Raw genomic sequence first — 14715 nt, 5'->3', positions numbered from 1 at the left:
GCGAAGGGTCTCAATGTATCAAGATTTAATTTATCAACATAAATTTTAGGAGTTGACAGCAATGAGTAATGTATTAGCAATTAATGCAGGTAGTTCTTCGTTGAAATTTCAATTGATTAAAATGCCAGAAGAAATCGTTGCCGCTATTGGATTAGTTGAACGAATTGGCATGAATGATTCCATTTTTACGATTGAAGTAGATGGAAATAAAGATAAGACAGTAACTGACATTCCAGATCATGGTGTTGCTGTTAAGATGCTTTTAGATTCCTTGATTTCTACTGGAGTTATTCAATCATTTGAAGAGATTAACGCTGTTGGACATCGTGTTGTTCATGGAGGAGAGTATTTCAGTGATTCTGTATTAATTACAGATGATGTAATTGCTAAAATTGAGGAAACATCAGAGCTAGCACCATTGCATAACCCTGCAAACTTGACAGGAATCCATTCATTCAAAGAAATTTTACCGAATGTACCGATGGTCGCAGTATTTGATACTGCTTTCCATCAAACAATGCCGAAATCATCTTATTTATACAGTTTGCCAAAAGAATATTATGAGGACTTTGGCATTCGTAAATATGGCTTTCACGGAACATCACATAAATATGTTTCGGAACGAGCAGCTGAGTTAATGGATGTACCACTCGATAATTTACGTTTAATTTCCTGCCATATTGGTAATGGGGCAAGTATTACAGCAATTAAAGATGGTAAGTCATTGGATACATCAATGGGCTTCACTCCACTTGCTGGTGTAACGATGGGAACTCGTTCTGGTAACATTGATCCTGCGCTCATTCCTTATATTATGGATAAAACCGGTAAAACAGCGGATGAAGTCATTAATGTGCTAAACAAAAAAAGCGGAATGCTTGCATTGTCTGGATTCTCTAGTGATTTGCGTGATATAGAAGAAAAATCAGATACTGATCCACGTGCAGAGTTGGCATTGAGAGTATTCGCAGATCGCATTCATAAATATATTGGTTCCTATGCAGCTAAAATGAACGGTGTAGATGCAATTATCTTTACTGCTGGTGTTGGTGAAAATAGTACAACCATCCGTGAGAAAATTCTCACAGGATTGGAATTCATGGGCATTTATTGGGATCCTAAACTAAATGATGTTCGTGGGAAAGAACAATTTATCAATTACCCGCATTCACCAGTTAAGGTCATTATCATCCCGACGAATGAGGAAGTAATGATTGCTAGAGATACAGTACGTTTAAGCAGTCATTAATCGAGAGGCTTTGTCATAAATTATGGCAAAGCCTTTTTAAATAATCTGCAGATAAAGTGAAAAATAAGGTTTTCGAAAATAATACAAATATATAGCGCCTTGGTTTATCCCAGGCGCTTTTACTTTTACGTTGTAAATTATAAATATGAATAATCTGGAAAATATATATGCCAAACCAGCAAGGCCCAGCCTCCACGACTAGCTATACTTCATTCACTACTTGACAATTTAAGAAGACTTGCCGAATGGCTAAGACATAAAAACAAGTTCACTTATGCTTTTGTCGTGAAAGCGGGTATCATCTCTAGATAAAGAAGAGCCGGCTAAAAGAAGGCTAAAGCCTGACATCGGTTACTCCTAAAGTACATGATTCTTTTAGAGGAACTTCACTTTTCGTCATAACGGCGAAAATCATAGATCATCCTAGACCTTGGAGTGAATATCCTGTGTAAAAATGTTCAAAAAGCCGAACCACCCCACAGTATGGGGTGCTTGCCTTTTGTTATTATCTAACTACTAGTACGTCACATGATGCATACCTTGTAATGCTCTCCGAAACACTTCCAATTAGGAAACGTTCTACAGCATTCATACCAGTTGCACCACAAATAATTAAATCAGCATTAAAATTATCAGCAATGTCTTTCGCAATTTTTACTTTAGGAGAACCGTATTCCACACATCTAATTAAGTCGTTTAGTCCAGCAGCATTTGCATTCTCGGCGTATTTGCCAAGTAAATCCTTGGCATACTCCTCTGCTCGCTCTGATAAAGTTCGATCATAAGCTTCTGCTGTTGCGAAGCTACGGGAATCAACTACATGTGCCAGAATCAAACGGGCATTATTGCGTTTTGCGATATCTAATGATTTCCGAAACGCCTTTTCAGCAGCTTCTGACCCATCTACAGCAACAAGTATATTATGATATTCCATGGTTATCTCTCCCTTCTATATTTATTATATACCCTGAATTGACTGAATGTAAGCGTATTATTGGTAATTTGGTAATAAAAGTTATGCGATTGTTACAGATTTTAGAACATACTAGAACTATGGAGGTGAAATGCAATGTCTAAAAAAGCAGGGAAATACCAAAAGCTTTTTGAAGATAACGAAGGAGTTGCCGCTGTTCAGAACCAATTGAACGAAAGTTACCAGAGCGGTGTAATTGAAGATCAGCTGCATAATAATAAAGGGATCTATACGTTTAATAATCAAAAGAAATAATATAGCTAACAATTCAGGAAGTGAAAATTTCCTTTTTAAATTGATTAGGGAGAATGAGGATTCCTCGATTCTCCCTTTAAAATGATGCTTTTTAGAAATGCATTTGGTACAATTAACTTAGTATTTGTTTATATTATTCAGATTACATAAAACGAATAGGGGGCGTAAGCATGAAAATTGGAATACCAAAAGAACTAATGAATAATGAAAATAGGGTAGCAATGGCGCCGTCTGGAGTTCATACACTAAAAAATGCTGGTCATGAAGTCTATGTAGAAACGTCAGCTGGTATTGGATCCGGCTTTACAGATGAGGACTACGCTACAGCTGGTGCAGTTATTGTTGAAAGTGCTAAGGAAGCTTGGTCACAAGAACTGGTAATGAAAGTAAAGGAGCCACTTCAGGAAGAATTTGGATATTTCTATGAAGGCCAGATATTATTTACCTATCTTCATTTGGCGAATGAGCCTGAGGTAACGAAGGCGTTAATTGATAAGAAAGTTGTCGGAATTGCCTATGAAACGGTCCAGCTGCCAAACAGAACTTTGCCGCTATTAACCCCGATGAGCGAAGTAGCAGGTAGAATGGCGACGCAAATTGGTGCGCAGTTTTTGGAAAAGTCTAAAGGTGGTAAAGGAATTATTTTATCCGGCATACCTGGAGTCAGCCGCGGAAAAGTGACTATTATTGGTGGTGGTGTTGTTGGAACAAACGCGGCGAAAATTGCAATTGGACTAGGTGCTGAGGTTACAATTATTGATTTAAATCCAGATCGTTTGCGGCAACTCGATGATATTTTTGGTTCATCTATCAATACATTGATTTCCAATTCATTGAATGTACAAGAAGCGGTAAAAAAATCAGATCTTGTAATTGGTTCCGTATTAATTCCAGGAGCAAGAGCACCGAAGCTGGTAACAGAAGAAACAATAAGTGAGATGGATGATGGATCCGTGCTTGTTGATGTTGCTATCGATCAAGGCGGTAACTTTGAAACAAGTGATCGAATTACAACACATGATAATCCAACATTTACTAAGCATGGCGTTCTGCATTATACCGTTGCCAATATGCCAGGAGCGGTACCGAGAACATCGACAATCGGTTTAACAAATGTTACCGTTCCGTATGCACTGCAGTTAGCAAATAAAGGGCTTAAACGCGCAAGCCTGGAAAATGAAGCATTATTAAAAGGTGTAAACACATTAGATGGATTTGTAACATATCAAGCAGTTGCTGATGCACATGGGCTAGCATATGAAGATGCCCGAGTGCTTATACAAAAGAAATAGTCTCTTGAGCGTAATTATGAAATTCAACTTTGCAAAGAAGAAAAAAACGACCTTTCTGAACAGAAAGGTCGTTTTCTTTATTCGATAATTTGCAGCTCTTTTGGATAAGTGGTTAAGATATCTGGTCCTTTTTCTGTCATGAAGATCATATCTTCAATGCGTACACCGCCAGAATTTGGGACGTAAATTCCAGGTTCAATTGTATAACACATTCCCGGCTTTAATGTAAGCTGGTTATTACTGTGCATGGATGGATGTTCATGTGTTTCAATTCCAAGTCCATGGCCAATTCGATGTGTAAAATAATCACCATAGCCGGCTTTTGTAATTGTTTCCCTTGCAGCTTGATCAACTTTACCGACTTGCGTATTTATTTTAGAAGCAGAGATGGCATCCAGTTCCGCAGCAAGCACAGTTTCATAAATTTTCCGTTGCTCATCACGAATTGATTTGTAGGCAACCGTTCTTGTAATATCGGAGCAATAGCCCTCAAAAATAACACCAAGGTCAAACAGTATGAGATCTCCTGGTGTAACCTTTGCAGATGCGGGTGTACCGTGTGGAGAGGCTGTTTTTGCTCCAGCAAGTGCCATCGTTGTAAACGACATTTCTCGAACACCTTGTTTTTTCAGCTCATACTCTATTTTAGCAACAAGTTCAAGCTCAGTCACGCCTTCAGCAATTGCCTTTACACCAGTTTCAATCCCGAAGTCAGCGAGTGCTGCAGCTTGTTTTAGTAAGGTATATTCCTTTTTATTTTTAATAACACGTAAGTTAGCCATGATTTCTTTAGCATCTGTAATTGTGGTGTTCGGTAAAATTTTGCTAATTGCCTGTGACCGTTCCAATGTGATGTGATCATGCTCGATTGCCATTGATTTTGGAATCTTGTTGTTTTTATTCAAGTAATCGGAAAATAGCTGCCATGGATCTTCGTGATCATAATAGCTGATCACTATACTAGACCATCCAGCAGCCTTAGCATCTTCCTCTTCCATTTTAGGCACAATCAGCACAGGATCTAGCTCAGCACTAACATATACACCAATTAAACGTTCATGTGGATCGGTATAATAATTGCTTAAATAATAGAAATTTGCTTTTGAAGTAATCAGGGCACTATCAATTCCCGCACTATTCAACTCCGCTAATAAATTACTTAATCGTTCATTCATTTTTGTTTCACCTCGAAAAATAGACTACTCTTAGTATAGCAATGTGTTCATGTGTCTTCAAATAAAGGAAAATTATAAATTAATTCTTTTGATGGTGAAACTTTTTACCGTTTTACCCGTAATACAAAGAGAAGGGGAAATAGAACGCATTGTTGGTAATGGCTCCAGGTGCGAAAGCATTGCTTTTGTTGACCTAGTGAATGCAAATTTCTTAGAAGAAATGATAAGATTGTTGTAACAAGTATAAATTTAAAAGGAGGAATCCGCATGTTTAAATTCTTTAATCGAATCAAGACAGTAGTAAGCTCAGAATTAAATGCCATGCTAGACAAAGCTGAGGATCCGGTAAAAATGCTTGATCAATTTATGCGTGACATGGCAGCAGATATTCAGGAAGTTGAGGCCGCAGTTGCTAAACAAATTGCAAGTGAAAAAATGCTAAAACGCAAAGCCAATGATGCGGAAGCGATGATTGAAAAGCGGATGCAACAAGCAGAACAAGCGATTGAAGCAGATAATGATGATTTGGCGCGTCGTGCTATTGAGGATAAAAAAGCACATGAAGCAACATTTAAAACATTAAATGAATCCTGGGAACGTACAAGTAAAGATGTTGAAGTATTAAAAGAAAAATTAACCGAAATGAAAAAAGAATATCAAGAAATGAAACTGAAAAAGGATACATTAAAAGCACGTGCAGAATCCGCAAAAACAAGAACAAAAATGAACCGTACAATGTCTTCAATTGGAAACGACGAATCCAAGCGTGGGTTTGAACGGATGGAAGAGAAGGTTATGCAGTATGAAGCAGAAGCTGAGACGTCAGAGGATTTAGCTCAATCTGCTCGTACGTTAGACGATGAATTCAAGGAATTAGCAAACAATGAAGTGGATGATGAGCTTGCTGCCTTGAAGGCGAAGTTAGGGAAATAGCATCAAGGGAGAGCAGAGGATTCTGCTCTTTTCTAATGGTGTAAAATATGTACCAAAGGGGTAAAGGGAAAATAGATGCTCTTGTCGAATACATAGAGTAAATGAATAAACAAAGGAGAGGTATATGTGAAAGTATCGTATCATGGACATTCTGTAGTACAAGTGGTTACAGATAGTCATACTATTTTAATTGATCCATTTATTTCAGGGAATGAGGCATGTGACCTTGATGCGAGCACGGTAAAAGCAGATGTGATTTTGCTTACGCATGGGCATAATGATCATGTAGGAGATACGTTTGAAATTGCCAAAAGAAATGATGCATTGGTGGTTGCTCCAAATGAGCTTGCAGTTTACCTAGGTACGAAAGGGCTGGTTACACACCCAATGCATATCGGAGGAGCACGCGAATTTGATTTCGGCAAAGTGAAATTCACACAGGCTTTTCATGGTTCTTCTTATACTGAAGAAGACGGAACTGTAATTTACGGTGGAATGCCAGCTGGAATATTATTGACGATTGAAGGAAAAACAATTTATCATGTTGGTGATACTGCATTATTCACAGATTTAAAAATGTATGGAGAAATGAACTCTATAGATGTTGCATTTATACCAATAGGTGATAATTTCACAATGGGTCCGGAAGACGCACTTGTTGCTGCGGACTGGATTAATGCAAAAGTTTCAGTGCCTGTTCACTATAATACTTTTCCAGTAATTGAACAGGATCCAAAAGCTTGGGCTTCGCAAGTGAAAACTGGTGAGGGACGAGCACTTAATGTAGGAGATATAATCGAATTATAGAAAAAAATGCGCTTCGTTGACAACAGTGTATTCTTGAAAAAGCGCTAGCTAGAATCATATTGAGGGGTTAATTATAATCCGAAGATTTCGGTTTATTTGGAGTACTCATTACTGCTAAATAAACCGAAATCAATATTTTATAAAACAAAAATTTACTCGTATAATGTTTGACATAGCATTAATGTTGAAGAGTAGACAAACCAAAAAACTAACTATGTATTTACGATCAAATAATCCTTTAAAGCATGTTGTAAAGATCCTTTTATTTCTGAGTTTTTCTCGATGCCGATTCCTAACTGAACCATTTTATTAGCAAGTTGAGGACTTACTCCTGTGAGAATCGATTTACCTCCCATCAACATTACTCCGTTTAGCACCTTTTGGAAATCAGAAATCGTATATTCATTCATTTCAGGTATTCCAGAAAGATCTATAATTAATACTGCAATCCGTAACCTTGATATTTCGCTTAATATTTTTTCTTTAATAATATCCATACGATAGGAATCAAAGCTGCCGATCATCGGCAATATCGCTACAGAAGAGCTGACTGGTATGATCGGAACGGATAGATGCTCAACTATTTTTTTCTGTTCCGTAAGTAACTCATCTTTGTACTTAGAGTAGCTAATAAAAAAGTTATTTAGAAATTCATCAATTCCATCATTAATTTTCTGTTCGAGTTCATAAAAGTCGGTAATGAATTTAGAATTATTATTTAATGGATTGTTTTCACGAAAAAGAATCCATAGAGTCCGTCTAAGTGCATGAATCCATTCAAGTTTAAATGACAATGTTAAGGAATGTTTTGCCCAGGAAACTCCTTCTTCTTTGGCAAAAGCAATGAGTTCCTCTCTTTTGTTTCCCACAACAAAGTGGGCAATCGACTCTGCATTCTTTAATAAATCAATATTTCCAGCTTGCAAAATAGCATTAATTTTTTTAGCAACATTACCTGCCTCAGATAACAGCAAAGAATGAAATTCTTTTCTGTTATTCAGAATATAGTTTTCAATACCACAGTTTGCTGTCACTTTCAGCTCCCCCTTTTTTTGAATTTTTCACCCAATTTGTTCAGGATTAAGTTTAGATAATTGCCATTCGACATAAAAATATAAAATACCTCCTTTTCAAGACAAACTTAATGTTCTGACTATAGAACTCACTTCATTTTACAATGAATGGACAGATAGTTTAAATGATTAGTTTGATGAAAAATTTGGAAATAAATAATTATTATAACATTTTCCCTGTAATTATTCTCGTTCTACTATATTAAAAATAGGAGCTGCACTATGATTTTACTACTACTCATACTTTTATTTTTACTTGGTGTCCTATTTGGCTCTTTTTACAATGTGGCTGGCCTCCGGTTACCAATTAAACAATCTTTCAGCAAAATAAATGATCGTTCGTATTGCCCTAATTGCAGGAAACAGCTTGCTTGGTACGAACTCATTCCTGTTATATCTTACTTGCTGCAAAGCGGAAAATGCCGTGGCTGTAACAGTAAAATTTCCCTAATCTATCCGATGGGGGAAATAATGACAGGTTTATTATTTGCGCTTAGTTTTATCCGATTTGGTATGCATGCAGAACTAATTATGGCAATTCTATTAGTTTCCATGCTGATGATTATTTTTGTCGCTGATCTTAGCTATATGCTGATACCTAATAAAATTCTGCTTTTTTTCTTGCCTGTATTTATTGTCATGCGAATCATTCTGCCAATTGAGCCTTGGTGGTCTTCCATTACAGGTGCGGCAACTGGATTAGGGCTAATTTTTATTATTATTCTTCTATCCCGGGGTGGGATGGGGGCAGGGGATATGAAGCTATTCGGTGTGTTAGGGATTGTGTTAGGTTTTGAAAAAATAATCCTTACATTCTTTCTTGCTTCTCTTCTAGGTGCAGTTGTCGGAATGGTGCTTATGTTGTTTAAGGTTGTGAAAAGAAGGCAACCTATTCCGTTTGGCCCATTTATTGTTGTTGGTGCACTAATAGCCTACTATTTCGGAGACGCAATGCTTCGGGTGTATATTAGCTTTTTGATCTAATTATAAAAAATAATAACGAATCATAGATAATTAAAGCTTTTCACCCCATTAGGGGAAATGATAAAATAGCAAATAGTATGAATTCTGGAAAGTAAGGGGTGAAACCTCTGTTTACTTTTATATTGATATTCCTGTCTTATTTATTCGGTTGTGTGAATGGAGCGTACTATGTGGGTAAGCTAGCTTCTAGTCAGGATATTAGAAAACTTGGCAGCAAAAATGCCGGAGCTAGAAATGCAGGAAGGGTATTGGGGCGGAGTGCTTTTATTTATACGGTAATTATAGATGCTTTAAAAACAATTATCCCACTACTCATAGCCGGTTATGTGTTTACTGTCAGCGGTTTCTTATTGGGTTGTGTAGCTTTAGCTGTTTTAATTGGACATATCTGGCCAGTACAGCTACAATTTCGTGGTGGTAAGGGCGTCGTTGTCTATTTAGCGGCAGCTCTCGTGCTTACACCTTTGACATTGATTGCAGCCGGAGTAATCTTATTAATAGGCTTGTTTCTAAAAAGAAGCTTTACAATAGCCGGTCTAGCTGCCCTTGCCATTATTCCAATCACATTGTTAATCATTTCAGAATATATACTTGCTGGAATATTTTTTATGATGCTGATTATCGTTTTACTTCTACACAGAAAAGGGGATCCGAGATGAGACAACCAACACCGACTTTATATAAAATTGCAGAGCATGCTGATGAAATAGAGCAAATTCATCAGCTGAATTATGAAACGTTTGTGGAGGAAATTCCACAGCATAATGCAAATAATGAAAAGAAATTAGTCGACCGTTTTAATGACGAGAATACATATATTATTGCCAAAAAAAATAATGAGATCATTGGGATGATTGCTGTTAGAGGAAATCGACCTTTTTCACTTGATCAAAAGCTTGACCACCTTGACACCTATTTGCCTGAAAAAGCGATACCCTGTGAGATTAGACTGCTTTCGATAAAACCGGCTTTTCGTGGTGGACGTATTTTTTATGGGTTATGTGAAAAGCTTGTATCCTATTGTCTTGAAAAAGGATATAACATGGCTTTAATCTCCGGAACAACAAGGCAAACAAAACTGTACAGGCATATCGGCTTTGAAGCATTTGGTCCACTTGTCGGTACAGAAAAAGCTCCCTATCAGCCCATGTATTTAACAAAAAAGAACTTTGAATTAGCATCCAGGCTTTTCGAAAGACTTATTCATAGGGAAGAGAAAAACTTCTATCACAATTTTCTCCCTGGCCCTGTAGGAATTTCTGAAAATGTGAAAAAAGCGTGGGGTAAGCCAGCAATTTCTCATCGTTCTGCTAGTTTTAAAAAGGTTATGAATGACGTGCAACAAGGACTTTGTCAGCTCACTAATGCTAAGCATGTCGAGATAGCAGTGGGTACAGGAACACTAGCAAATGAAATGATTGCAGCACATTTGTCCAACACCCGCTCAAGGGGGCTGATATTGGCCAATGGGGAATTCGGGGAAAGGTTAATTGATCATGGAGTCAGATGGGGACTTTCTTTTGAGCGAATAACAAAGGAATGGAATACTGCTATTAAACTGGAGGAAATTGAAAATGTATTAGAGCGAAGCCCTGATATTCATTGGCTTTGGACAGTTCATTGTGATACGTCTACTGGATATGTATATCCCCTCAAAGACTTGCAGGAAATCTGTAAAAAACATCATGTAAAACTTTGTCTGGATGCATGCAGTACAGTTGGCATTTTTCCCGTTGACTTCAGTGAGGTTTATATGGCGAGCACTGTCAGTGGGAAGGGGCTGGGGTCTTACCCTGGACTTGCTATTCTTTTTCACCAGGAGGAAATCTTTCCGAATAAACAGATCCCGGCTATTTTGGATATTGGCACTTATCAGGCTTCAGCAAGTGTACCTTTCACGCATTCATCCAATGGACTTGCTGCGTTACAGGCAGCATTACGTAATCTCGAGCCAGTAAGCGAGGAATTGGCTATGGAGATTTGCCGTGTTTTCAAAGCTTCAGGTATGACAGTACTTCGAGGGAGGGAATATTCACCTGGAATCATAACAGTAAGCTTGCCAGAGAATATGGCATCAAAGGATTTTGGCGATCAGTTAAAAACACTTGGTGTACACGTAAGCTATGAAAGCAGTTATCTAGTAAAAAGAAATTGGTTCCAGATAGCTTTAATGGGAAAACAAGAACCCGCAAAAGTTTGGAAAGCTATTGAAATTATTAAGCAGCAATTTGGTTATTTTTCTAAAGAAAAGGGCTATCGTCATGCACAAAATAAAAATATTATTGTCTAATCATATAATAGCATCAACAATCATTTTTCTGTGGCTGAAAACAGTCCTTGTCATGGTGTTTGGTTTTAGTCTGTCGTTCATGTCCTGGCTGGATATCATTCTACTGTTCGTCAGTCCTGTTGGAACACTCATGCTGTTCATCGGATTCAGTTTTCTATTCAGCAAAAGAGTTCACCCGTTAGGTTTAATGGTTATTTATATTCTGATCACAGGACTTTTGTATGCAAATTTACTTTATTATCGTTTTTACATTGATTTTGTAACGGTTTCTGTTTTGTTGCAATTAAATAATGTTGGCGGACTTGGTGCTAGTACGTTGGAACTGTTTTCTCCGTTTGATATTTTATTGTTTATTGACATTTTCGTGGTTGCGTTTGTATTATTTTCGAAAAGAAAAAGACAAATTAACATGCCAAACAAAAGAAAATACGGACTTGCCAGCATTGGAATAATTGTTCTTACCATTATTATTGGCATGATGCAAAATCAATATTTATTCAAAACGGCGTATGATAGGGAAGGTCTTGTTCAATCGCTTGGATTATATAATTATCAGGTAGTCAATATGATCTTTGGAGCAATGGCACCGATTGAAAAGGCTTTTTCTGATGAGGCTGATGCGGATGCGGTAAACAGTTATCTCAAGAAGGAAGAAAATAAGGAAAATGAACTTTTTGGAATAGCAGAAGGAAAAAATGTCATCATGATTAGTATGGAATCCACACAGAATTTTGTTGTAAATGAAAAAGTAAATGGGGAAGAAATTACACCATTTTTGAACAATCTTATCCAGGACAGCTTTTATTTCTCCAATATTTATGACCAGACTGCTCAAGGGAAGACGTCTGATGCAGAGTTTATGATTGATACTGGATTATATCCGCTTCCAAGTGGGTCCGTTTTTGTGCGCCGTCCGGAAAATGAATTTGAATCACTGCCTAATATTCTGAAGGATCATTCTGGTTATAAAGCATACACCTTTCATGGGAACGATGCCGACTTTTGGAATCGGAAACAAATTTATGATAATTTTGGCTATGAGCATTTTTTTGCCAAAGAAAACTATGACGTAACTAAGGAAAACTCGATAAATTATGGGATAAAGGATATTGCTTTTTTTGAACAGTCGATGGAAGATTTCATCTCATTACCTAAGCCATATTTGGCGAAATTCATCACATTAACGAATCATTTCCCTTTTCTTTTGGAGGAGGAGGATCAGTTGATTGAGACACCTGAAACAGAAGTTGATGTTGTGAATCGGTATGTTGCTACAGTCAGGTACCAGGACAGTGCATTGGAGCGCTTTTTTGAGATGATTAAAGAAGAAGGTTTATATGAAGATGCAATTTTCGTGATCTACGGCGATCATTATGGTATTTCGAAAAAATATGAAGCTGGTGTCCATGAATTGCTTGGGCAGGATAATACACCACTTAATCATTTGGAACTGCAGCAGATACCAGTCGTCATTCATGTACCGGGTCAACAGGGGGAAATAATTGAGGTAAATGGTGGTGAAATTGATATTCGAGCAACACTACTTCACCTGCTTGGTGTTCCTGCTGAAAATCGGATATCCTTCAGCCGCAATTTGTTTACAAGGGCTGCAGACATGCCAGTTACTTTCAGGAATGGGGATATGATCACAGAAAGTTATGCATATACAAATAATGTTTGTTATGAGAGAGTTTCTGAAAAGAAAGTAAGCAATAAAAACTGCTCGTTCTATTTGAAAACAGCGCGTGAAGAACTGGAGCAGTCAGATAATATTATATTTGGGGATTTATTTCGGTTTATTCCGCATGCCGGGGAGGAAAGTTAGGGATATATTGTGAAAAATACAATTTAGCTTCGTTAAATGCGGATTGTTCTGATAGGATTAGCCCATATATTAATGCTGAGTCATTATAAGATATTTGGTGAAGCTGTTGTTATCATGAAATCGTGCTGAAACCAAAATCCATCATTGCTATCCCCGGTTCTTAATCTCCCCCTTTTCACATAAACTAATACAAAATAAAAGGGGGAGATACCATGCGACACTATGCAATACTCAGACTGCTGTTAGCGGCTTTCTTTCTATACATTGCTTGGCCGGTAATTCCGTCTGCTTCCAGTAATACAGAGTTAATTTTCTGGGGAGGGTGGTTGTCATTTCTGCTCTTAGTTATTGGTGCAAATTTAGCTACACTTTTACAAATGACAACCCCTCCAGTTATGGAACAGGAACAATATAACGACCGTATACGTGATAATTATTGAGTTTCTTTTCTTTCAACTGTATAATAAATTATTATAAGTGATATAGTACAGTTGAAAGCTGGTGAAATAAAATGACAACTAAACATGAGCAGATTATTCAACATATTATTTCGTTGTCGGTGGGTAGCAAAATCTCAGTACGCCAAATAGCGAAAGATTTAAATGTAAGTGATGGAACTGCATATCGTGCGATTAAAGAAGCGGAAAACCAAGGGCTTGTAAGTACGATTGAACGTGTAGGAACAATTAGAATTGAACGGAAGAAAAAAGAAAACTTTGATCGTCTTACCTTCGCTGAAGTTGTTAATATCATTGATGGACAAGTCCTGGGTGGTCATGATGGATTATATAAAACATTAAGTAAATTTGTAATCGGTGCCATGGAACTGGAAGCGATGATGCGCTATACGCAAGCAGATTCACTGTTGATTGTAGGAAATCGTATTAAAGCACATGAACTAGCTTTAAACGCTGGGGCAGCTGTATTAATTACAGGTGGATTTGATACAGAAGACTATATTAAGAAACTAGCAGATGATAAAGAAATGCCGATTATTTCAACAAGTTATGATACCTTTACGGTTGCAGCTATGATTAATCGAGCAATTTATGACCAATTGATCAAGAAGGAAATTATTTTCGTAGGGGATATCGCCACACCATTTGAAGAATCTCATTATTTACGTTCAAAAGATACAATTGAATCCTGGTACAAGCTGAATAGTTTATCCTCACACACAAGATTTCCAGTTGTAGATGATAAAATGCAAGTTATTGGGATGGTCTCTTCAAAGGATATAGTCGGAAAGGACAGAAGCATTGTTATTGATCGTGTAATGAGCAAGAAACCACAAGTAGTTCTGAGTAAAACTTCGCTCGCCTCTGTAGCACATACGATGGTATGGGAGGGGATTGAGCTCATACCTGTTGTGAATCAGTCGTACCAGCTTCAGGGTGTTGTGTCGCGGCAGGATGTACTAAAAGCAATGCAGCAAATACAGCGCCAGCCACAGGTTGGTGAGACTATCGATGATATCGTTTCTAGAAATCTAGAAACAACTGAGGATGATGATAATGTCTTCGAATCGATGGTTATCCCGCAAATGACAAATCAGTTAGGTACACTATCTAATGGCGTATTTACAACATTAATTACGGAAGCAAGCAGCCGCCTGCTAAAGAAAGTGAAGAAAGCAGATGTAACGATTGAAAATATTACGGTTTACTTCAGCAAGCCCGTTCAAATTGATAGTAAACTAGTGATCAAACCACAATTATTAGATGTTGGACGCCTTTATGCCAAAATTGATGTTGAAGTATATAATGAGCGGAACTTAGTGGGAAAAGGATTAATTATGGCACAGCTCATTAATCGTTAATGAAAAAAGAAATCGGCCAAAATAGCCGATTTTTTCATTT

General features: G+C 37.4%; 14 protein-coding genes. 11 read left to right on the top strand and 3 right to left on the bottom strand.

Annotation, left to right across the window (positions count from 1 at the left end; all coding sequences use genetic code 11):
* Positions 1-61: 61 nt before the first annotated feature.
* Positions 62-1249 (top strand): acetate kinase, encoded by a 1188-nt coding sequence (locus NSQ77_RS01255; protein ID WP_339228394.1) that lies wholly within the window; start codon positions 62-64, stop codon positions 1247-1249.
* 505 nt (positions 1250-1754) lie between these two features.
* Here the strand turns inward: NSQ77_RS01255 and NSQ77_RS01250 are convergent.
* Entirely contained in the window at positions 1755-2183 is a 429-nt protein-coding gene (locus NSQ77_RS01250) for a universal stress protein (protein ID WP_339228393.1), read from the bottom strand.
* A gap of 135 nt (positions 2184-2318) precedes the next feature.
* On the opposite strand from NSQ77_RS01250, the gene NSQ77_RS01245 reads away from it, so the two are divergent.
* Positions 2319-2477, top strand: a complete 159-nt coding sequence (locus NSQ77_RS01245; RefSeq protein ID WP_339228391.1) for a hypothetical protein — start codon at positions 2319-2321, stop codon at positions 2475-2477.
* 170 nt (positions 2478-2647) lie between these two features.
* Positions 2648-3769, top strand: a complete 1122-nt coding sequence (gene ald / locus NSQ77_RS01240; protein ID WP_339228390.1) for an alanine dehydrogenase — start codon at positions 2648-2650, stop codon at positions 3767-3769.
* A gap of 77 nt (positions 3770-3846) precedes the next feature.
* On the opposite strand, the gene NSQ77_RS01235 is transcribed toward ald, so the two are convergent.
* Complete coding sequence (locus tag NSQ77_RS01235) at positions 3847-4944, bottom strand: Xaa-Pro peptidase family protein (protein WP_339228389.1); 1098 nt, start codon at positions 4942-4944, stop codon at positions 3847-3849.
* A 267-nt stretch (positions 4945-5211) separates the two neighbouring features.
* On the opposite strand from NSQ77_RS01235, the gene NSQ77_RS01230 reads away from it, so the two are divergent.
* Positions 5212-5877 (top strand): PspA/IM30 family protein, encoded by a 666-nt coding sequence (locus NSQ77_RS01230; RefSeq protein ID WP_149475595.1) that lies wholly within the window; start codon positions 5212-5214, stop codon positions 5875-5877.
* Positions 5878-6003: 126 nt separating this feature from the next.
* Positions 6004-6684, top strand: coding sequence for a metal-dependent hydrolase (locus NSQ77_RS01225; RefSeq protein WP_339228388.1), 681 nt, complete (start codon positions 6004-6006; stop codon positions 6682-6684).
* Between the two features lie 212 nt (positions 6685-6896).
* Here the strand turns inward: NSQ77_RS01225 and NSQ77_RS01220 are convergent, their stop codons facing one another.
* Positions 6897-7718, bottom strand: a complete 822-nt coding sequence (locus NSQ77_RS01220; RefSeq protein WP_339228387.1) for an STAS domain-containing protein — start codon at positions 7716-7718, stop codon at positions 6897-6899.
* A 261-nt stretch (positions 7719-7979) separates the two neighbouring features.
* On the opposite strand from NSQ77_RS01220, the gene NSQ77_RS01215 reads away from it, so the two are divergent.
* The 6 genes from NSQ77_RS01215 (at position 7980) to NSQ77_RS01190 (ending at position 14675) form a co-directional block, all read left to right on the top strand.
* Complete coding sequence (locus NSQ77_RS01215) at positions 7980-8741, top strand: prepilin peptidase (protein WP_339228386.1); 762 nt, start codon at positions 7980-7982, stop codon at positions 8739-8741.
* A 98-nt stretch (positions 8742-8839) separates the two neighbouring features.
* Positions 8840-9400 (top strand): glycerol-3-phosphate acyltransferase, encoded by a 561-nt coding sequence (locus tag NSQ77_RS01210; protein WP_339228385.1) that lies wholly within the window; start codon positions 8840-8842, stop codon positions 9398-9400.
* Positions 9397-11031, top strand: coding sequence for an aminotransferase class V-fold PLP-dependent enzyme (locus NSQ77_RS01205; protein WP_339228384.1), 1635 nt, complete (start codon positions 9397-9399; stop codon positions 11029-11031). Before NSQ77_RS01210 ends, NSQ77_RS01205 begins: the two co-directional genes overlap by 4 nt.
* Positions 11003-12856, top strand: coding sequence for an LTA synthase family protein (locus tag NSQ77_RS01200; RefSeq protein WP_339228383.1), 1854 nt, complete (start codon positions 11003-11005; stop codon positions 12854-12856). Before NSQ77_RS01205 ends, NSQ77_RS01200 begins: the two co-directional genes overlap by 29 nt.
* A gap of 212 nt (positions 12857-13068) precedes the next feature.
* Complete coding sequence (locus NSQ77_RS01195) at positions 13069-13296, top strand: hypothetical protein (RefSeq protein WP_339228382.1); 228 nt, start codon at positions 13069-13071, stop codon at positions 13294-13296.
* Between the two features lie 71 nt (positions 13297-13367).
* Positions 13368-14675, top strand: a complete 1308-nt coding sequence (locus NSQ77_RS01190; RefSeq protein WP_339228381.1) for a DRTGG domain-containing protein — start codon at positions 13368-13370, stop codon at positions 14673-14675.
* Positions 14676-14715: the final 40 nt, after the last annotated feature.

The sequence above is a fragment of the Oceanobacillus sp. FSL K6-2867 genome (assembly GCF_037963145.1).
GTDB lineage: Bacteria > Bacillota > Bacilli > Bacillales > Amphibacillaceae > Oceanobacillus.
This window is presented reverse-complemented; position numbering and strand designations above follow the sequence as displayed.